At 39.9% G+C, this 19,906-nt stretch carries 20 protein-coding genes; 12 read left to right on the top strand and 8 right to left on the bottom strand.

Features of this window, described 5'->3' with window-relative positions:
• Positions 1-91 precede the first annotated feature (91 nt).
• Both F903_RS06470 and F903_RS06475 read left to right on the top strand, forming a co-directional pair.
• The gene (locus F903_RS06470; RefSeq protein ID WP_005195583.1) at positions 92-1,591 is read left to right on the top strand and encodes a cation:proton antiporter; all 1,500 of its coding nucleotides are present in this window, start codon (positions 92-94) and stop codon (positions 1,589-1,591) included.
• A gap of 131 nt (positions 1,592-1,722) precedes the next feature.
• Entirely contained in the window at positions 1,723-2,655 is a 933-nt protein-coding gene (locus F903_RS06475; protein ID WP_004670248.1) for an IS5 family transposase, read from the top strand.
• 67 nt (positions 2,656-2,722) lie between these two features.
• Here the strand turns inward: F903_RS06475 and F903_RS06480 are convergent, their stop codons facing one another.
• Positions 2,723-3,460, bottom strand: coding sequence for a hypothetical protein (locus F903_RS06480; protein ID WP_004669169.1), 738 nt, complete (start codon positions 3,458-3,460; stop codon positions 2,723-2,725).
• 96 nt (positions 3,461-3,556) lie between these two features.
• Here F903_RS06480 and F903_RS06485 point away from each other — a divergent pair, with 96 nt between their 5' ends.
• Entirely contained in the window at positions 3,557-3,871 is a 315-nt protein-coding gene (locus F903_RS06485) for an MGMT family protein (protein ID WP_004669167.1), read from the top strand.
• Between the two features lie 97 nt (positions 3,872-3,968).
• A complete protein-coding gene (locus F903_RS06490) occupies positions 3,969-4,475 on the top strand; it encodes a hypothetical protein (protein WP_005195594.1) in 507 nt (168 codons plus the stop codon).
• Between the two features lie 127 nt (positions 4,476-4,602).
• Here the strand turns inward: F903_RS06490 and F903_RS06495 are convergent, their stop codons facing one another.
• The 5 genes from F903_RS06495 to carA all read right to left on the bottom strand — a co-directional run bounded on the left by F903_RS06495 (position 4,603) and on the right by carA (position 10,946).
• Positions 4,603-5,040, bottom strand: coding sequence for a universal stress protein (locus F903_RS06495; protein WP_004669163.1), 438 nt, complete (start codon positions 5,038-5,040; stop codon positions 4,603-4,605).
• 235 nt (positions 5,041-5,275) lie between these two features.
• The gene (locus tag F903_RS06500) at positions 5,276-5,899 is read right to left on the bottom strand and encodes a CatB-related O-acetyltransferase (RefSeq protein WP_005195596.1); all 624 of its coding nucleotides are present in this window, start codon (positions 5,897-5,899) and stop codon (positions 5,276-5,278) included.
• 73 nt (positions 5,900-5,972) lie between these two features.
• Positions 5,973-6,449 carry a transcription elongation factor GreA gene (gene greA / locus F903_RS06505; protein WP_004669155.1) on the bottom strand — a complete coding sequence of 159 codons (477 nt, stop codon included), beginning with the start codon at positions 6,447-6,449 and terminating at the stop codon, positions 5,973-5,975.
• A gap of 91 nt (positions 6,450-6,540) precedes the next feature.
• Positions 6,541-9,774, bottom strand: coding sequence for a carbamoyl-phosphate synthase large subunit (gene carB / locus F903_RS06510; protein ID WP_005195606.1), 3,234 nt, complete (start codon positions 9,772-9,774; stop codon positions 6,541-6,543).
• Between the two features lie 17 nt (positions 9,775-9,791).
• The gene (gene carA, locus F903_RS06515) at positions 9,792-10,946 is read right to left on the bottom strand and encodes a glutamine-hydrolyzing carbamoyl-phosphate synthase small subunit (protein ID WP_005195608.1); all 1,155 of its coding nucleotides are present in this window, start codon (positions 10,944-10,946) and stop codon (positions 9,792-9,794) included.
• Positions 10,947-11,308: 362 nt separating this feature from the next.
• On the opposite strand from carA, the gene F903_RS06520 reads away from it, so the two are divergent.
• The gene (locus tag F903_RS06520; RefSeq protein WP_004669149.1) at positions 11,309-11,851 is read left to right on the top strand and encodes a hypothetical protein; all 543 of its coding nucleotides are present in this window, start codon (positions 11,309-11,311) and stop codon (positions 11,849-11,851) included.
• A 58-nt stretch (positions 11,852-11,909) separates the two neighbouring features.
• On the opposite strand, the gene F903_RS06525 is transcribed toward F903_RS06520, so the two are convergent.
• Both F903_RS06525 and yhbY read right to left on the bottom strand, forming a co-directional pair.
• Positions 11,910-12,446 carry a DOMON-like domain-containing protein gene (locus tag F903_RS06525; protein WP_004669145.1) on the bottom strand — a complete coding sequence of 179 codons (537 nt, stop codon included), beginning with the start codon at positions 12,444-12,446 and terminating at the stop codon, positions 11,910-11,912.
• A gap of 5 nt (positions 12,447-12,451) precedes the next feature.
• Complete coding sequence (gene yhbY / locus F903_RS06530) at positions 12,452-12,775, bottom strand: ribosome assembly RNA-binding protein YhbY (RefSeq protein WP_004669144.1); 324 nt, start codon at positions 12,773-12,775, stop codon at positions 12,452-12,454.
• A gap of 65 nt (positions 12,776-12,840) precedes the next feature.
• Between yhbY and F903_RS16920 the strand changes: the two genes are divergently transcribed.
• From F903_RS16920 to F903_RS06560, 7 genes are all read left to right on the top strand, one after another.
• Entirely contained in the window at positions 12,841-12,969 is a 129-nt protein-coding gene (locus F903_RS16920; protein WP_265596653.1) for a hypothetical protein, read from the top strand.
• A 32-nt stretch (positions 12,970-13,001) separates the two neighbouring features.
• A complete protein-coding gene (gene rlmE / locus F903_RS06535; protein WP_004669142.1) occupies positions 13,002-13,652 on the top strand; it encodes a 23S rRNA (uridine(2552)-2'-O)-methyltransferase RlmE in 651 nt (216 codons plus the stop codon).
• 137 nt (positions 13,653-13,789) lie between these two features.
• A complete protein-coding gene (gene ftsH / locus F903_RS06540; protein WP_005195612.1) occupies positions 13,790-15,685 on the top strand; it encodes an ATP-dependent zinc metalloprotease FtsH in 1,896 nt (631 codons plus the stop codon).
• Positions 15,686-15,817: 132 nt separating this feature from the next.
• Complete coding sequence (gene folP, locus F903_RS06545) at positions 15,818-16,669, top strand: dihydropteroate synthase (RefSeq protein ID WP_005195614.1); 852 nt, start codon at positions 15,818-15,820, stop codon at positions 16,667-16,669.
• A 123-nt stretch (positions 16,670-16,792) separates the two neighbouring features.
• The gene (locus F903_RS06550) at positions 16,793-18,388 is read left to right on the top strand and encodes a vWA domain-containing protein (protein WP_005195616.1); all 1,596 of its coding nucleotides are present in this window, start codon (positions 16,793-16,795) and stop codon (positions 18,386-18,388) included.
• Between the two features lie 87 nt (positions 18,389-18,475).
• On the top strand, positions 18,476-19,396 hold the full coding sequence (locus F903_RS06555) for a pyridoxal-phosphate dependent enzyme (protein ID WP_005195617.1): 921 nt from the start codon (positions 18,476-18,478) through the stop codon (positions 19,394-19,396).
• A 175-nt stretch (positions 19,397-19,571) separates the two neighbouring features.
• On the top strand, positions 19,572-19,886 hold the full coding sequence (locus F903_RS06560; protein WP_005195618.1) for a DUF5713 family protein: 315 nt from the start codon (positions 19,572-19,574) through the stop codon (positions 19,884-19,886).
• Positions 19,887-19,906 lie beyond the last annotated feature (20 nt).

The following is a 19,906-nucleotide window of genomic DNA, read 5'->3' on the forward strand; positions in this document are numbered from 1 at the left end:
GGTTTCTATTGGTTTTTTGAGTCTAGCGAATGATATTTTTAAAATTTAGATGAAATGTAGTGTGTTGAGTTGAGAACAATAAAGAGGTTGTATGGGTAATTATATTCTTTTACAAGCATTAACGGTGATTTTTGCATTATCCATAGCAACGACTATTTTTAATAAACGTATATTGGGTTTCCCACAAGCCATAGGTGTGCCTATCGTTTCTGCAATTTTTGTTTTTATATTGCAGTGGGGTGCAAGTTTATTGAGTGGTAATCAGTTTATTACTATTAATATTCATAATATTGAAGCTGCTGTAAGAAATATCGACTTTTACGATTTTTTAATTAACGGTGTAATTTGTTTTATCTTAACTTCGTCCGCTTTGAAATTTAAGATCTCAGACTTAAGGAATTATTGGAAGCCAATCAGTATTTTAGCCACGATTGCATTGGTACTCTGTGCTGGTTTTTATGCTGGGCTATTATATTTATTTCAATGGCTGATTGGCTATCATGTCCCATTTATTGTTTTATTACTCCTTGGCGCAGCCTTGGGTGCAACTGATCCCATTGGTGTTAAAGGGGTGTTGAGCTCGATTCGTGCACCACATCATCTAATGGTTAAGCTAGAAGGCGAGTCGTTGTTTAATGATGCAATGTGTATTGCCTTATTTATGACGTTGCTCAATGTTATACAGGGTGAACATTTTTCATTAATCGCAACAGTTGAAACCTTGTTATATGAAATTATTGTTGCTGTGATTATTGGTTTTGCATTTGGGTTGGGTATCTTGCGTTTGTTACGTGGCAAGCATGAAATGGAATCATTGATTTTAACCACGGCTTTACTTGCAAGCGGTTCGTATCTCGTTGCTTTATTTGCTCATGCCTCGGCGCCTATTGCATGTGTTATTGGCGGTTTGATTGTTGGGAACAAATGGCATGAAATTCGTGAGCAGCGCGAAATACGTGAGGTGAATCACTTTTGGCATACCGTCGAAGGGATCATTAACTCATTCCTTTTTACCTTAATTGGCTTAGAGTTATTTATTTTAGACTTAAATGCAGGTTTGATTATTGGAGGCGTTATTGCTTTCCTTATCTTGCATTTATCTAGATTCGTCGCGAATTTTTCTGCATTTGCTTTGTTTCCTTCGTTTCGTAAAAAGAGTTATAACGGGAGTCTAGCGATTTTATCTTGGGGTGGTGTGAGAGGAGGTATTTCGCTAGCATTGATTCTTGCTGTTGCAAATATCCCTGCACTTAGCGCCTATAGTAGTATTTTAATTGGTTATACTTTTATTAGCGTATTGCTGTCTGGTGTGGTGTGTGGCTTAGGCTTGCCAGCAGTAATGAATGCTTTTTATTATAATTCGAATACGGAAACTAAGGGTTTAAAAGGCTTTTATCAACGCATGTGTAATAAGATGAATCGACGTGGTTTTAAATACATTATTGGTGAGGATTCGGCAGGTAAAGAAATTATTACAATTTATAATCCAGAAGTTTTATTAGATCAAAAGACTGAGGATGGAGTTGCAACCATGCATCATCCAAATAAACGAGAAGAAGTTAGACGTTTGGAGGACCCTGAAAATTTTTAATATTAAATTGCTACGCTAAGTTATTAATATAGCGTATAAAAAATAGATTATTTATATAGGGAGGAGTAGTTTAAATCGGCTTTGTTGCACAAAGCTATTCTTGAAGGTTTCTTCAGCAATATAATTAGCAGATGAAGAAGCCTGTCCCTAAAATCTACCGTACCACCAATTGGTCCTCGTATAACCAAGCTTTAATCAAGCGAGGAAATATTTCAATTTGGTTTGATCCCAAGACCCAATGGTATGCACAGCCACAAGGCAAGCATGGACGAAATCAAACTTATTCCGATACAGCGATTCAATGCTGTTTAATGATCAAATCTCTATTCCGTCTTTCTTTACGTATGGTCACAGGCTTTGCTCAAAGCCTGATTAAACTCTGTGGTTTGAATTGGACAGCACCAGATTACTCCACCCTCTGTAGACGACAAAAGCATATTGATATTGCGATAAGCTATCAGAAAAGTCGTGATGGGTTACACCTACTCGTCGACTCTACAGGGTTAAAATTTTTAGGTGAAGGCGAATGGAAGCGTAAGAAACATCAGCCTGAATATCGTCGCCAATGGCGCAAACTTCATATTGGTATAGATGCTAAGACCCTTCAAATAAGAGCAGTTCAGCTCACAACAAACAATGTGAGTGATTCACAGGTGCTTGGTGATTTGCTTGATCAAATTCCGTTGGATGAACGAATTGATTCAGTCTATACAGATGGTGCTTATGACACAAAGCACTGCCGACAAGTCATTTTAGATCGAGATGCTCATGCAGTCATTCCACCTAGGAAGAATGCAAAGCTTTGGAAAGATAAGAAATTGAGATCTTTAGAGAGGAATGAATTATTAAAAACAGTCAAACGGCTAGGTCGGTCACTTTGGAAAAAATGGTCTGGTTATCATCGTCGAAGTTTAGTGGAAACCAAAATGCATTGCATCAAATTATTAGGCGATAAATTAACGGCAAGGAGTTTTCCTAGTCAGGTGAATGAGATTCATGCGCGTGTAGCAGTTTTGAATAAATTCACAGAATTAGGTCGACCTCATACCCAAGTTGTCACTTGAATTTAGCTCAATTAGGGTAGTATTGCCTTTCAAACCTTTGTGCAACAAAGCCTTACTAAGTAGAAAACTACTTTGCCCTTTGGTAATACTCCAAAATTGTCGAGACTTGCTCACGATTAAATCCAATATTACGCTGTCCACCGCTACCAAGTTTACAGTCAGCACTGGTCATGATATTTGTAGAATCTTTTAGCTTGGCACCTGGTGCACAAACATGTCTTAAACCAAAAGCATGCCCCATTTCATGAGGAGTGGCCGCTTGAATTCGATAATTTAATCTTTGCCAGTCAATTAAAATAAAAGGTTGTCCTCCATTACGAAATCCCCAGCTTGTCACATCCCTATATTTAAATTTTTCGTTATATGAATCATAAATAATGAAAAGAACTTCTTTTTCTTTTCGGTGTGGAAAACAGCGTTTTACAGCATCAGGGATGTTTTCTGTTACTAGAGATCTAGGTTGGTTTAGCTGATAGGCAAGATCACATTTACGTTGGCTAAAATTTTGATATGAATAATATCGATACGGTTTAAATCTAAATATTTTTTGATTGTTTTCATCTACAAAGTATTGATTTAATATACTGATTTCTCTCAGCATTTGATTTTTATTATCAAACTCTTTTGCTTTAGGAGTATTGGTTGTATAGACGAAACTTACATAGACGACAGGTAAAGTATGGTCTTCTTCTTTTAGAACTTTTGAAGGATATGATTCTAATGCTATATATTTTTTCTCTGGTGTACTGCACGCAACACAAATAAAACTCAAAAGGATGAACGTTGTAATTTTTTTATATGACATAATTTGATTCTCTTGCGGAGTTAGGTTTTATATAGATCGCGAGTATTGTTGTGTGATTTTTGACTCATAATAGCAATTTTTTGAGGTTTTTTCACGTTGAATGAGCATGAATTACATCGACAGATTTTAGAAGTTATTGCACTGATTCCCAATGGCAAAGTTGCAAGTTATGGGCAAATTGCAAAATTGGCGGGTCTGCCTAAACATGCGCGATTCGTGGGTTACGTTTTAAAGCATTTAGATAAAGACAGCAAGATTCCTTGGCATAGAGTCATTAACGCGCAAGGGAAAATCAGTGTGTTACGAATAAACGATAAAGGTGAAAATATTCAACAAAGCTTGTTGGAGCAGGAGGGGGTATATTTGCTGAATGGCAAAGTGAATTTGAAGGTTTATGGTTGGACTATTTGATAAAAAATAAAGCTAAAACACCACCAATATATTGAATCTAAATTACGTTTTAAATACAATCGGCATACATAATATTACGTATTTTTTTGGTATCGAGATGAAAAAATTATCTATTGCTTTTGGGGTTGTTGCGCTTAGTTTATCGGGCTGTGCAAGTATCATGTCTGGCAGAACTCAAACCATGACCTTTGAAAGTACACCAGAACTTAGCGATATTACAATTTTTAATAAAGCTGGAAAAAAGGTACATGTGGGTCAAGCACCGGTTACGGTTAACCTAAAGCGCAGTGCGGGCTTCTTTGTTCCTGAGCGTTATACGGTTGTATTTGAAAAAGAAGGATATGAGAAAAAAACAATTAATGTTTCCTCTCATGTAAATGGCTGGTATGTGGGGAATATTCTACTTGGCGGTTTGATTGGCTTATTAATCGTTGATCCTGCAACAGGTGCGATGTATAGCTTGAGTACCAAAGAGACAAATATTGTGCTAAATGCCTTGAATAAAGGCGATATAAACGTCGATGCTCAATCATTAACAATTGTTTCGACGACCGAGCTACCAAAAGATGTTTTAGATAAAGCAAAACCGATCCCGATGAATTAAGTTTGTTGGTCTATCAGTGTAAAAAAGCATGGTAAATATAATTACCATGCTTTTTTATTGGCTGAACCGTTGTTACTTTTATTCAGTTAAATGTGGAAGAAAAGCAGGGTGTTGGTGCTTTATAGATTTAACGGATGATGAGCACTGGAATATGGCTTTCGGCTAAAACTTTTTGAGCAACACTGCCCAAAACAAATTGTTTAAAACCTGTCCGTCCGTGTGAACCCATAATAATAAGGTCTGTGCCTAGATTTTGTGCAGCACCAATAATTTCTTGGTGAACAGAAAGACCTTCCAATATTCGGGTGCTCACTGTAACGCCTAACGCTTCAAATTTCTCTTCAGCTTTCGTCAGATTGTCTTGCACATAGCCTTTAACGCGTTCAATCAATTCATTGCTTTGACCAAAACGGAGGTAGGTATCGGCTAAATATGGATCTAGTGTCACGACGCCAACGACTGTAATTTGGCTGTCTAATGCTTTGGCCAGTTGAGCAGCTTCCCGAATGACATTGCTTGCAGTTTCTGAGTCATCGATAGCGACTAAAATGTTTTGATAGGTCATGTTTATTACTCCTTGTATTTACGATGTTCTATTGAATTAGCTTATAAAATTTTGTTTAAAATATGCTTTATAGTTTCTATATTAAACCTGTTATTTATAAAATAAAACCTAGTATTTTTATAGGGATAGTTGTTGTTTATGCGCTTATCGTGAAGTAATGATACAGTTGAAAATAAATGAAAATTCTTTCAAAAATTAGAGTGATTGTATATCAATGGCTTAGGGTGATAATTGATCAATTTTCTTTAAGATAATCGGCCAATTGATCAATATCGTTTGTTTGTAACAGGTCGCGTATTTTTAAGATTTTCTTTTCATCTAAGGTATAAAGCTTCAAGGCCAATAGCTTTTCTATCTGCTCTGGAGGAAATCGATATTTAATTACTTTTGCAGGTACACCACCGATAATCGCATAAGCGGGCACATCTTGCGTTACCACAGCTCCCGTCGCCACCACAGCACCTTCACCGAGTTTAACCCCTTGCATAATCATGGCACGACTGCCAATCCAGCAGCCATCTGCAATAATGGTATCGCCAGCAGGTAGAAAGCTACGGGTATCAAACGGGAAAGTCGAGATCCAATCGGGGCGATGTAATTGGTTACCACCCATCATAATCACGCACTCTGCACCAAAGCAGACGAAATTACCGATATAAAGCTGATCAATAGGCTTTTCTTGTGTTGATGGTTTGTCGTGTAAATAACGTACCACACAACGTTCAAAACCTTGATCCCAATAGGCGGAGTAATAAGAGTAGTTCCCTTTGATATGAATATTTGGGTTTTTAACCGTCTTGGAAATAAACTCGAACTCACACCAATGTTTTAACGGCGTATTGATTAGTGTAGTGTCCATGTAGACTCCAAAAGCATTATAAATCTTGCTGAATAAAAACCCCTCTAAAGAGGGGTTAAGTTAATATGAAATATTAAAGATATTCCACACTCACGATTTCGTATTCAACTTCACCTTGTGGTGTTTGGATTTTGGCTTCATCGCCTTCGCTTTTACCAAGTAGACCACGGGCAATAGGTGAGTTCACTGAGATTTTATTAATTTTAAAATCTGCTTCATCATCACCGACGATTTTATAAGTCTTACGTTCTTCGGTATCAAGGTTTTCAATGGTTACCGTTACACCAAATACCACACGACCATTTTGTTCGAGTGTTTTGACATCAATTTCTTGTACTGCACCGAGTTTACCTTCGATATCCTGAATACGGCCTTCACAAAAACCTTGCTGTTCACGCGCAGCATGATATTCAGCATTTTCTTTTAAGTCACCATGTTCACGAGCTTCCGCAATCGCTTGAATGATACGTGGTCGATCAACCATTTTTAACTTTTGTAATTCTTTCTCTAAGGCAACTTTGCCTTCGGGAGTCATCGGATAACGTTGCATTCTAGTCCCCTCTAAATGGGTTGGGAAAATACAGGATTAAAAAAAGAAAAAGCCCGCCACCAATAAGGTGGCGGGACTTATCGGTAAATAATTAACCTACAGTTTGTAAATCTTGCAAGCGGTATACATCCATTGGCAATTTCACAGCAAATGCTTGGCAAACAGCTTCTGCACCATTGATCGTCGTGGTGTAATACACCTTGCCTTGTAGGGCTGCACGGCGAATCATGGCAGAATCATATTGAGCTTGTTTGCCTTCAGTTGTGTTGACAATAAGATGAATTTCACCATTTTTCAAGCGATCAACAATATGAGGGCGGCCTTCAGTTACTTTATTGACCGCTTCACACGCTAATCCAGCCTCTTTAAGGACTTGGTAAGTACCATTGGTTGCAATGAGTTTGAAACCATAAGCGATTAACTGTTTAGCGATATTGGCAATATATTTCTTGTCTGATTCACGAACAGATAAGAAAGCATGTTTCACTTCGCCTTCAGTTGGTAAGCCCGGTAAACGTTCATTTGAACCAAGTACCGCTTTATAGAATGCTTCACCAAAAGTTTGACCAACACCCATCACTTCACCAGTAGACTTCATCTCAGGACCAAGCATTGGATCAACGCCTTGGAACTTAGCGAATGGGAATACAGCTTCTTTCACAGCAAAGTGTGTTGGAATAATTTCTTTAGTGAAACCTTGTGATTCAAGTGATTGACCTGCCATACAGCGTGCAGCCACTTTCGCTAACGATTCACCAATACATTTAGAAACGAATGGAACTGTACGTGATGCACGTGGGTTCACTTCAAGGATATAAATGTCATTGCCTTTAACCGCAAACTGGACGTTCATTAAACCGATTACGCCAAGTTCTTTTGCCATTGCAACAGTTTGACGACGCATTTCATCCTGAACTTCTGGTGAAAGCGAGTACGGCGGAATTGAACATGCAGAGTCACCTGAGTGAATACCTGCTTGTTCGATATGCTGCATGATGCCGCCAATTACAACGTCTTTACCGTCAGATACACAATCAACGTCAACTTCAGTTGCATCATCTAGGAAACGGTCAAGGAGGACAGGGGCTTCATTCGACGCTTGAACTGCTTCACGAAGGTAGCGTTTAAGTTCATCTTCGTTATAGACGATTTCCATTGCACGACCACCCAATACATAAGATGGGCGAACGACCAATGGATAGCCGACTTTAGCCGCTTCAGAAATACCTTCTTCAGCCGATTTAACAATACTGTTGTTTGGTTGACGAAGCTGTAAACGTTGAATCATTTGCTGGAAACGTTCGCGGTCTTCTGCACGGTCAATCGCATCTGGTGACGTACCAATAATTGGTGTACCTGCTTCTTCTAAAGCACGTGCCAATTTTAATGGTGTCTGACCGCCGTACTGTACGATCACGCCTTTAGGCTTCTCTATACGAACGATTTCGAGTACATCTTCAAGTGTTACTGGCTCGAAGTATAAACGGTCAGATGTGTCATAGTCAGTCGAAACCGTTTCAGGGTTACAGTTGACCATAATTGTTTCATAACCATCTTCACGCATTGCAAGAGCAGCATGTACACAGCAATAGTCAAACTCGATACCTTGACCAATACGGTTCGGACCGCCACCAATCACCATGATCTTGTCACGATTTGATGGATTGGCTTCACATTCTTCATCATAAGTTGAGTACATGTAAGCTGTGTCAGATTCAAACTCAGCAGCACAAGTATCAACACGTTTGTAAACTGGATATACACCCAAGTTCCAACGTTGTTTACGGAATTGCTTTTGTGAAATACCCATCAAGTCCGCAATACGAAGGTCTGATAAACCTTTGCGTTTGAATGAACGGATATTGTCAGCGTTCAAGTCACCAAAACCTAAAGTTTTTACTTGGGCTTCAGCTTTAACGATATCTTCGATTTGGATCAAGAACCAACGGTCGATCTTAGTCGCTTCAAATACATCATCAAGTGAGAAACCATGACGGAATGCATCAGCAACGTACCAAATTCGCTCAGGGCCTGGAACTTTAAGTTCTTTTAGAATAACGTCTTTTGCATTGGCAGCACCGACTTCGATTTTTTCATCAAAGCCGCTTACGCCCACTTCAAGACCACGAAGTGCTTTTTGTACAGATTCTTGGAAGTTACGACCAATCGCCATGACTTCGCCCACAGATTTCATCTGAGTTGTTAATACAGGCTCAGCTTGTGGGAATTTTTCGAAGTTAAAACGAGGAATTTTGGTAACGACATAGTCAATTGCTGGTTCAAAGCTTGCAGGGGTGATACCACCAGTGATGTCATTTTTCAATTCATCAAGCGTATAACCGACTGCTAGTTTTGCAGCAATCTTCGCAATAGGGAAACCTGTTGCTTTCGAAGCCAATGCAGATGAACGAGAAACACGCGGGTTCATCTCGATCACGACCATACGACCATCGACTGGATTAATACCAAATTGAACGTTTGAACCACCCGTTTCTACACCGATTTCACGAAGAACAGCAACCGATGCATTACGCATGATTTGATATTCTTTATCTGTTAGTGTTTGAGCAGGAGCAACGGTAATTGAGTCACCAGTGTGTACGCCCATTGGGTCAAAGTTTTCGATCGCACATACGATAATACAGTTGTCGTTTTTGTCACGAACAACTTCCATTTCGTATTCTTTCCAACCAATTAAAGATTCATCGATCAATAATTGTTTGGTCGGAGAAAGATCGAAACCACGTTCACAGATTTCAATAAATTCTTCTTTGTTATATGCAATACCGCCGCCAGAGCCACCCATTGTAAATGATGGACGAATGATCACTGGGAAGCCGAAACGTGATTGAATTTCCAGTGCATGTTCCATGCTTTCAGCAACATCAGCACGAGGACATTCCAATCCGATTTTACGCATTGCGATGTCAAAAAGTTTGCGGTCTTCAGCTTTTTCAATTGCTTCTTTTGATGCACCGATGAGTTCAACATTATATTTTTCTAGAACGCCATGTTCATCCAGTGCAAGCGCACAGTTTAATGCTGTTTGACCACCCATTGTCGGGAGGACTGCATCAGGGCGTTCTTTTTCAATGATTTGTGCAACAGTTTGCCAAGTGATTGGCTCAATATACGTTGCATCTGCCATTGAAGGGTCGGTCATGATGGTCGCTGGATTCGAGTTGACCAAAATAACGCGGAAACCTTCTTCACGAAGGGCTTTACATGCTTGTGCACCAGAGTAGTCAAACTCACATGCTTGACCAATGACAATTGGACCTGCACCAATAATTAAGATGCTTTTAATATCCGTACGTTTAGGCATAATTTACTCGCTCTTGATTACTGTTTAGATGCTTCAATTAATTCAATAAAATGATCGAATAATGGAGCACAGTCATGTGGGCCAGGACTCGCTTCAGGGTGACCTTGAAAGCTGAATGCTGGTTTGTCAGTACGATGAATACCTTGGTTTGTACCGTCAAACAGTGAGCGATGAGTCACTTTTAAGTTTGTTGGTAAGGTACTTTCATCAACAGCAAAGCCGTGGTTTTGAGAGGTAATCATCACTGTACCGTGATGTTTACTGAGAGGGTCAAGATTTTGTACAGGGTGGTTGGCACCATGATGACCATGATTCATTTTCATGGTTTTTGCGCCAGAAGCGAGTGCTAAAATTTGATGACCTAAACAAATACCGAACACAGGTAAGTTTGTTGTTTCAACAATGGTTTTTACTGCTGCAATCGCATAATCACATGCTGCTGGATCACCAGGACCATTTGATAAGAACACGCCATCTGGATTTAACGCGAGCACTTGCTCAGCAGGGGTTTGCGCAGGAACAACCGTCAGTTTGCAACCACGGTCCGCAAGCATACGTAAGATGTTGGTTTTGACACCATAATCGTATGCCACAACATGAAACTTCATTTCAGGTTGAGTAAAGCCTTGATTTAAAACCCAAGAGCCTTCAGTCCATTCAAAACCTTCTGGATCACAGCATTCTTTAGCAAGGTCTAAACCAGTCAAGCCGCCAAATGCACGTGCTTTGGCAATTGCTTCTTCTTCTGTAATATTTTCGCCAGCAAGGATGCAACCATTTTGTGCACCTTTGTCACGTAAAATACGTGTCAGTTTGCGTGTATCAATATCAGCAATCGCAACAACATTGTGTTGTTGTAAATACTCACTTAGAGATTGTTCAGCACGGAAATTGCTGTGTAATAAAGGAAGATCACGAATAATCAAACCATTCGCCCATACTTTATGGATACGACCTGATTCAACGTCTTCGCTATTACAGCCTGTATTTCCGATATGAGGATAAGTCAGCGTCACAATTTGTTGTGCGTAACTTGGATCAGTCAAAATTTCTTGATAGCCAGTCATGGCGGTATTAAAAACGACTTCACCAGTCGTATTTCCCGATGCACCGATAGACGTTCCTTTAAAGACCGTTCCATCAGCGAGGGCTAAAATGGCGGGGATGCTCAAACCAAAGCTCCTGAACTAAAACCACAAAAATAAGGCTGTAAAAAAGCGAGAAGACATAAAAAAAGGCAGGCTGTCTTTAAAAAAACATGGCCTCCTTCTGGTCTGCTCGCTTATAACTTAACAGCGTATTATACGCATGAGTGTGCCAGAAGTCTATGAGTTTTATTTATTAAAAGCAGGAAATGCTGGATTTCTTTAACTGTGTAGGCGTGGATTGGTGTCTATTGCAAAATCCGTCATTTTTAGATCGACATCGTGAGATATTATGCAAATTGTCTAACAATTTATTGGTGGTTTTAGACAAAAGCGTTTTATCTTATCTTTAGCCAAAAAATCAACAATCAGTATAGAGGGGAATCATAATGGCTGAGAATCAAACTACAGCAGCAGCTGAAGAAGTGAAAGACGTTGTTGTTGAAAAAACTGCAAAAGCGAAAGAAGTTGTAGCTGAGAAAACGGCTAAGGCGAAAGAAGTTGTTGCAGAAAAAACAGCAAAAGCAAAAGAAGTGATTGCTGAGACTCAAGAGCAAGCAAAAGAAGTGATTGCAGAGACTCAAGAGCAGGTTAAAGAAGCTTTAGCCGATACTCAAGCAAAAATTGAAACTGAAGCAAAAGAGTTGAATCAAAATATTCAAACTCAACTTACGCAAATCAAGCAAGATATCTTACAGCGTATTGATGTGATCAAGACTCAATTGAACTCGTCTCAAGGTAACTTGGTTGAGCTCAAAAATGCATTGAAAACTGAGTTAAATACTTTAATCGAAGATTTAACCAAAGTAAGCAAAGAGCTTAAAGATGACATTAGTCAAATTTCAGTGAAACATAAAGATACTTTAGTGGATAGCTTTAAGCGTACTAAAGGTCAAGCGGTTGAAGCTTGGAACAAAGTACGTGCAAATTAAGCACTAAGTTAGAATGAAAAAAAGCGAGAAATTTATTTCTCGCTTTTTTGTTTTAAAATCAAAACTGATGTAACCAATCGCGTTTATTATGGAAGTCTGCTTGGGGACTACTATGCTGCATCGCAAAATACTGAACGCCTTGAGTGGTGTTCATTACTGCTGTTAAGCCTAAATATAAGTCAGACCATTTTAATTGATGTTGTTGCATAAATTTGGATAAATCTAAGCTGACATTCAAACCATAATGAGTGCGTTGTAAATGATTTAGCTCGATGTCGTATGCTGCAACCGGCGGCATATCTTCAGGAAAGCGGTATTCTTCAAATTGGTACACTTGCCAAGCTTGCGAAGGGGATAGGTTGATTTCACGATAGAAATCTTGGTCTTTCACACCCACAAAAAGTTCAAAACAAGTGTGTTCCCACAAAAAGTCCTGCCGTGGATGTGCCGCGACTTTTTCTGGATAAATCAAAAACTGATTTGGATCACTCACCCAGAAAGCAACATTTAAGGTTGCTGGGGTTTGCTGCTCAATCGCTCCCACCACAGTAATACTGTGAAAACGATCAAAAGCAGAAAGATCATAACTTGCCATTGCGATTACTGACTTAGGTGAGCAAAACGAACGAGGTTAGATAAGTGTTGATTTTGTTTTGCCGCTTTTTTGTAGAGCAAAACGATTTTACCGATCTTTTGTACTGCTTCAGCACCAGTAGCTTCAACAATTGCATCAACCACAGCTGCACGCGCTTCGCGATCTTCACCTGCAATCTTTACTTTAATCAATTCATGATCATTTAACGCACGATGCGCTTCTTCAATTACACTTTCTGTAAGCCCTTGACCACCAATCATGACAACTGGATTAAGTGCATGACCGATTTGACGTAAACGTTTACGTTCATGGATAGATAAAGCTGCCATTGAAAATACCTGATTTGAAAAACGACCTAGTATAGCTTGCATCCCGATTCTAAGATAGATTCAGGATGCAAGCACTTGCGGCAAATGTATGGAAAACTGCTGAAATGAGCCGTGATGATGATCAAAAAACTGCAAAAGATCGTCGCATTGAATGGCTTCGATACTGTAATAAGCTGAATTTTCACGTACAATGATCAATCAGAGGTTTTTTGAAATTTAGAGAGTTATGGCGACACGCATTACCAATCAAAAATTGTCGAAAAGCAGTCGTGTATGGATGAGAGAGCATTTAGATGACCCTTTTGTAAAAAAAGCGCAAAAGGAAGGTTATCGTGCACGTGCAGCATATAAGCTACTTGAGATCCAAGAAAAATATAAAATGATCAAGCCGGGTATGACGGTGGTTGATTTAGGTGCAGCACCGGGTAGTTGGTCGCAAATTGCGGGTAAATTAGTCGGCGCGAACGGTTTGGTTGTTGCTTCGGATATTTTAGCAATGGATGCATTGCCCGATGTGACCTTCTTACAAGGTGATTTCCGCGAAGAAGAAGTCTTCGAAAAATTGTTAAATATTTTAAATGGGCGTCAAGTAGATATTGTAATTTCAGATATGGCCCCCAATACATCAGGTAATAAGGCTGTTGATCAACCACGTCAAATTTATTTATGTGAATTGGCTTTGGACTTTGCTCAGAAGGTATTAGGACCGAATGGCCAGTTTTTGGTTAAAGTGTTCCAAGGTACTGGATTTGATGAGTTTAGAAAACAGGTGGTCGATAGTTTTGATGTGTTAAAAACAGCTAAACCAGCGGCGTCGCGTGCTCGATCAAAAGAGGTTTTTTTGATTGGACAAGGTCGTAAAAAGGCCTTGAAATAAAAAGTATACTTGCCAAGTTGTTAAAAATTGTGCATTTTGTACCTTTTAAGTTTTTTGCAACGCAAATTCATTGCTGTTTTTGTGAAGGTCAGCCAAGATTAGGTATGATCAAATTAGATTGATATGGGAATAAAGCCTTGAGCGATTACTTCAAGAATGCCGTATTGTGGCTCGTCATACTCGGTGTTCTGATTTTGATTTTTAGCAACGTCAGTGACCGAAATAAACCTGCGGCGATGAAATACTCTGATTTCGTTGCAGCGGTGAATGCTGGACAAATTAAACAAGTCACCATTGATGGTTTAAATATCAGTGGTGAAAAAACTGATAGTTCTCCATTTGAGACCGTTCGTCCACAAGTAGAAGACACTCAGTTGCTACCAAGCTTAAACAAACAAAATGTCGTGGTTGAGGGCATCGCGCCACAACGCCAAGGCATTTTGATGCAACTTCTCATCGCAAGTTTCCCAATATTGCTCATTATTTTGTTGTTCATGTTCTTTATGCGCAACATGGGGGGCGGTGCCGGTGGTAAGAACGGCCCAATGAGTTTTGGTAAGTCAAAAGCCAAAATGCTATCTGAAGATCAGATCAAGATCACTTTTGTTGATGTTGCTGGTTGTGATGAAGCAAAACAAGAAGTGGTTGAAATCGTTGATTTCTTAAAAGACCCATCCAAATTTAAACGTCTTGGAGCAACAATTCCACGTGGCGTGTTAATGGTTGGTCCTCCTGGTACAGGTAAAACCCTATTAGCAAAAGCAATTGCTGGTGAAGCCAAAGTTCCATTCTTTAGTATTTCAGGTTCTGATTTCGTCGAAATGTTCGTTGGTGTGGGTGCATCGCGTGTTCGTGATATGTTTGAACAAGCAAAACGAAATGCACCATGTATCATCTTTATTGATGAGATTGATGCCGTTGGTCGTCATCGTGGTTCAGGTACTGGTGGTGGTCATGATGAACGTGAGCAAACACTCAACCAAATGTTAGTCGAGATGGACGGTTTTGAGGGCAACGAAGGCGTTATCGTTATTGCTGCTACCAACCGTGCTGATGTTCTCGATAAAGCACTTCTTCGTCCGGGACGTTTTGACCGTCAAGTGATGGTCGGTTTGCCTGACATTCGTGGTCGTGAGCAAATCCTCAACGTACACTTGAAGAAACTTCCTTCTGTGACAGGTGTGGATCTTAAAATCCTTGCACGTGGTACACCAGGATTCTCAGGTGCACAGCTCGCAAACTTAGTCAATGAGGCTGCATTGTTTGCTGCTCGCCGTAATAAAAATACGGTAGATATGCATGACTTTGAAGATGCTAAAGACAAGATCTATATGGGGCCTGAACGTAAATCGATGGTGCTTCGCGAAGAAGAACGTCGTGCTACGGCTTATCATGAAGCAGGACATGCGATTGTAGCTGAAATCTTACCGGGCACAGATCCAGTGCATAAGGTTACAATCATGCCGCGTGGTTGGGCGCTAGGTGTTACTTGGCAGCTTCCTGAACAAGACCAAACCAGTCACTATAAAGACAAGATGCTGAATGAACTTTCCATTTTATTTGGTGGTCGTATAGCCGAAGAAGTATTCATTAACCAAATGTCTACTGGCGCATCAAATGACTTTGAGCGTGCAACGAAAATGGCACGTGCAATGGTGACCAAGTATGGAATGTCTGATGCACTTGGTGTAATGGTGTATGAAGATGAGAACCAAAGTGGATTCTTCGGTAATGTCGGTAGTCGTACTATTTCTGAAGCCACACAACAAAAGGTGGATGAAGAGGTACGCCGTATTCTCGATCAGCAGTACAAGGTTGCTCGTGATATCTTAGAAAGTAATCAAGATATTGCACATGCAATGGTAAAAGCATTGATGGATTGGGAAACCATTGATCGCGATCAAATCCGTGACATCATGGAAGGTCGTGATCCACAACCACCAAAAGTATATGTGGCTGAAAATCCAGTGGCTGATTTTGAACCGCCTAAAGATGGTCCATCTACACCACCACCATTGCCAGCAATGGGTTAAAAGATTTGAAAATGAAAGAGCGACTTAGGTCGCTCTTTTTTTGTCTTGGTTTTGACCTAAGCTGAAAATAAATCATCAAACATTAAACATTGTTCTTGTTAATATAATGTGATTAAAGTGAGGAGTGTTTTGATGAAGTTGATGCCATTACCACAGCAGCAGTTACAGTGTGGTCGTTTTACATTGGATTTATCTCAGCCTCACATCATGGGAATCCTCAATGTCACACCAGATTCATTTAGCGATGGTGGGCAGCATCATCACCGAGATCAAGCCATCAAACATGCGCTGCAAATGATTGAGGATGGTGCAACTATTATTGATATAGGTGGTGAGTCTACTCGTCCGAATGCATCACCAGTTGCTATAGAAGAAGAAATCAGCCGTGTGATTCCTGTCGTTGAAGCGCTATCAGAATATGATGTGATCATCTCGATTGATACCAGTCAACCTGAAGTCATTCGCGCAGCCATTCAAGCAGGTGCACATATTTGGAATGATGTCCGTGCATTAACTCGTCCGCAAGCCTTAGCAACGGCTGCTGAGCTCAACATTCCAGTGGTATTGATGCATATGCGTGGTGAACCAACCAATATGAATCAACTTGATCAGTATGACGATGTTACTGAAGATGTGATAAATGAAATACAACAACGATTAGATCAAGCGCTTGCTGCTGGGATTAGACCTGAACATATAATTCTTGATCCGGGGTTTGGTTTTGCCAAAAATGCACAACAAAATTTCCAACTGCTTAATACGTTTTGGAAACTGACTCAAATGGGCTATCCAATTTTATCAGGCTTGTCACGAAAGCGTTTTATTGGTGAAGCATTAAATGGCGTTGTTGCCCAAGAGAGAGCGGTCGGTAGTGTGACGGGGCATTTACTCAGTATTCAACAAGGGGCAAGCATTGTGCGAGCACACGACGTGAAAGCAACAAGTGATGCTTTAAAAGTTTGGAATGCTATGCGTTTAGCATAATTGTTACAGAGAAAGGGTGAAACTAGGGATACATTTAAAGACGATAAATCTTTATTTTTGCATACAACAATTTGAATACCGCTATTCATTTGAAAAGACAAAATAAAACTTGGGGATTATAAAATGTATCAAGGCACAAAAATATTTTCACTTTCCTTGCTCGGTTGTATGATCGCAGCTTGCCAACCGATGTCGAGTTCTCAGCAACGTATGATCGGGGTGGGAGTATATGAACGGGTGCAAGCACCAAGTTTTGCACAGGCTGTTATGCCTATCCCCATATCGGAACAGCAGCGCCTAGAACAGGATACAGAGCAGTATCAGAAAAATGAAGTCAACCCTGTTGTTCGTGTGAGCCAGCAACCTATTTCCACCTTTAGTATTGATGTCGATACAGGTAGTTATAGTAATACTCGCCGTTTTTTAAATAACGGACGCTTACCACCTGTAGATGCTGTGCGCGTAGAGGAAATGCTGAATTATTTTGATTATCAATATCCACAACCAGTAGGCGTGCATCCATTTTCTGTGACCACTGAAACCGTAGATTCACCATGGAAACAAAATGCCAAACTCATCAAAATCGGAATTCAAGCCAATGACTTATCGGTCAAGCAATTACCACCTGCAAATTTAGTTTTCCTTGTAGATGTATCGGGGAGTATGAGTGCGCCAGATAAGTTGCCATTGGTGAAGCAAACATTACGCTTGTTGACTGAACAATTACGACCACAAGATAAAGTCACGATTATTACCTACGCCAGTGGTGAAAAACTGGTGCTTAAACCGACTTCAGGTGATCAAAAAGATAAGATTTTAAGTGTCATTAATGCATTAAAAGCAGATGGTGCTACCGCAGGTGAGCGAGCGATCCAACTGGCATATCAGCAAGCTGAGACGGCATTTGTGAAAAATGGCATTAACCGTATTTTATTGGCAACAGATGGCGACTTTAATGTTGGGATCACCGATTTTAGTACTTTAAAAGGCATGGTGGCTGAAAAGCGCAAAAGTGGTATTTCTTTAACAACGCTGGGTTTTGGTACTGGAAATTATAACGAACAGTTAATGGAACAATTGGCTGATGCAGGAGATGGCAATTATAGCTATATCGACAATAAAAATGAGGCCAAAAAAGTAGTACAGCATCAGCTTTCATCGACACTTGCAACGGTTGCGCAAGATGTAAAAATTCAGGTCGAGTTTAATCCTGCAACGGTCAAAGAGTATCGTCTGGTTGGTTATGAAAATCGCATGTTGAAACAAGAAGATTTTAATAATGATAAAGTAGATGCGGGGGATATCGGTGCAGGGCATCGTGTGACCGCATTTTATGAAATTATTCCCGTGGGTCAGCAGGGCTGGTTAAATGACTCACGCTATCAAGCACAAACAAAGCCCGATGCCGCTAAAAAATCAGAATACGCTTTTGTGAATTTACGCTATAAGCTACCGAATCAAGACAAGAGCATTTTATTGAATCAAGCCGTGAAAATGGGCAGTAAACCGCTTGCCCAAGCGCATAGTGATACTCGTTTTGCGGTCGCTGTTGCCTCTTATGCTCAACAACTCAAAGGTGGGCAATACAATGGTACAGTCGGATGGGATCAAATTATTCAACTGGCACAGCAGTCTGCTCAACCTGATCCGTATCAAATGCGAGAGGAGTTTGTCGAACTTGCTAAAATTGCCAAAAGTTTAAGCGCTAAAAAAGATTGAATATTCATGTTATAAAAGTGGTCGGTAACGATGAGTTAACCGACCATGAATGGTACTTATTTATAGCATGATGGAATAACAATCACGATGAAAACACCATTAATTAGATCAAGTGAATTAAGCGAACTCAATAACTGTAATGTCTGGTTGAAAATGGAGTCTGCTCAGCCTACAGGTTCTTTTAAGCAAAGAGGTATCGGCAATGCCTGTCTAAAATACGTAGAACAAGGGGCAAAGAAATTCATTAGCTCTTCTGGTGGCAATGCAGGTATTTCAGTCGCTTATATGGGAAAAGTACTTAATATTCCTGTCACTGTTATTGTGCCTAAAACGACTTCGCAGAAAGCGATTGATTTAATGCTGCAACAAGAAGCCGAGGTGATTGTCCAAGGTGAGTCTTGGGTGGAGGCCAATGAACTGGCACTTTCATTGGTGAATGATGAGGCCGTTTATATTCATCCCTTCGACGGTCAATATTTATGGGATGGTGTTGCAACGATTATTGATGAAGTCGTTGCAGACGGCATCTATCCTAATGCTGTCATTTTATCAGTAGGAGGAGGTAGTTTAATCTCTGGAATTCATCAAGGTTTAAAACGGAATCATCTAGATATTCCAATTTATGCGATTGAAACGGATGGAACAGCTTCTTTGAATACCGCAATGAAGATGGGCAAGCATATAAAGCTAGATGAAGTGACGGGGATTGCAACAACACTTGCAGCAAAACAAGTCTGTGAAAATGCCTTTTTAATTTCGCAAAGTGAAAATGTTCAAGCTATGACTGTTTCGGATCAAGACGCGGTAACTGCATGTCTGAAATTTTTAGATGATCATCGAACATTGGTTGAGCCAGCTTGTGGCGCAACATTATCCATTCTGTATGATAAAAAAATTAGCTTTGCACCAACAGAGGATGTACTGGTGATCGTATGTGGTGGCGCATCTATTACCTTTGAACAACTTTCAAAATATGCTGAGCAATTTTCTGTACAAACAGTGGCTTAAATGTATCAATTAGCTTTAGCAATATTTTTCCTTATCCCTACAATGGGAGAGGTTGAATTCGAATAAGGTAAATTGATCTAGAGCGGTCGGAAAAACCGCTTTTTTTATGCCTAAATATCGTGATTTTTGTTGGATTGTGGTATAAGCATGGCGTTTTATTGGCATATTATTTTTTATGTTTGAAAATTTACTCCTCTCCATGTTTGATGATGAATATTATCCTGATATTCTGGTTGCTGAAGTCAAACAACATATTCATCAGTTCGCAAAAAAAGTCAGTCGTTCTGGCTTATCTGAAACTGAGATTTATCGTTTTGCGAATCTGACTATCATCGAAATTAATGAAATGAAACCGCAGTTCGAAGAGCTGGATTCATCTTTAGATGATGCTGCGGCAGATTATATTGCTGAAGCGATGATGATGATCGTGCAAGAAGCGGGTTATTTCGATATTGAAATGGAAGAATTAATTGTTAATCGAGAGTGGTAGATGTCACTCTCGATCTTCAA

It is taken from the genome of Acinetobacter sp. NIPH 298 (genome assembly GCF_000369505.1).
Taxonomy (GTDB): domain Bacteria; phylum Pseudomonadota; class Gammaproteobacteria; order Pseudomonadales; family Moraxellaceae; genus Acinetobacter.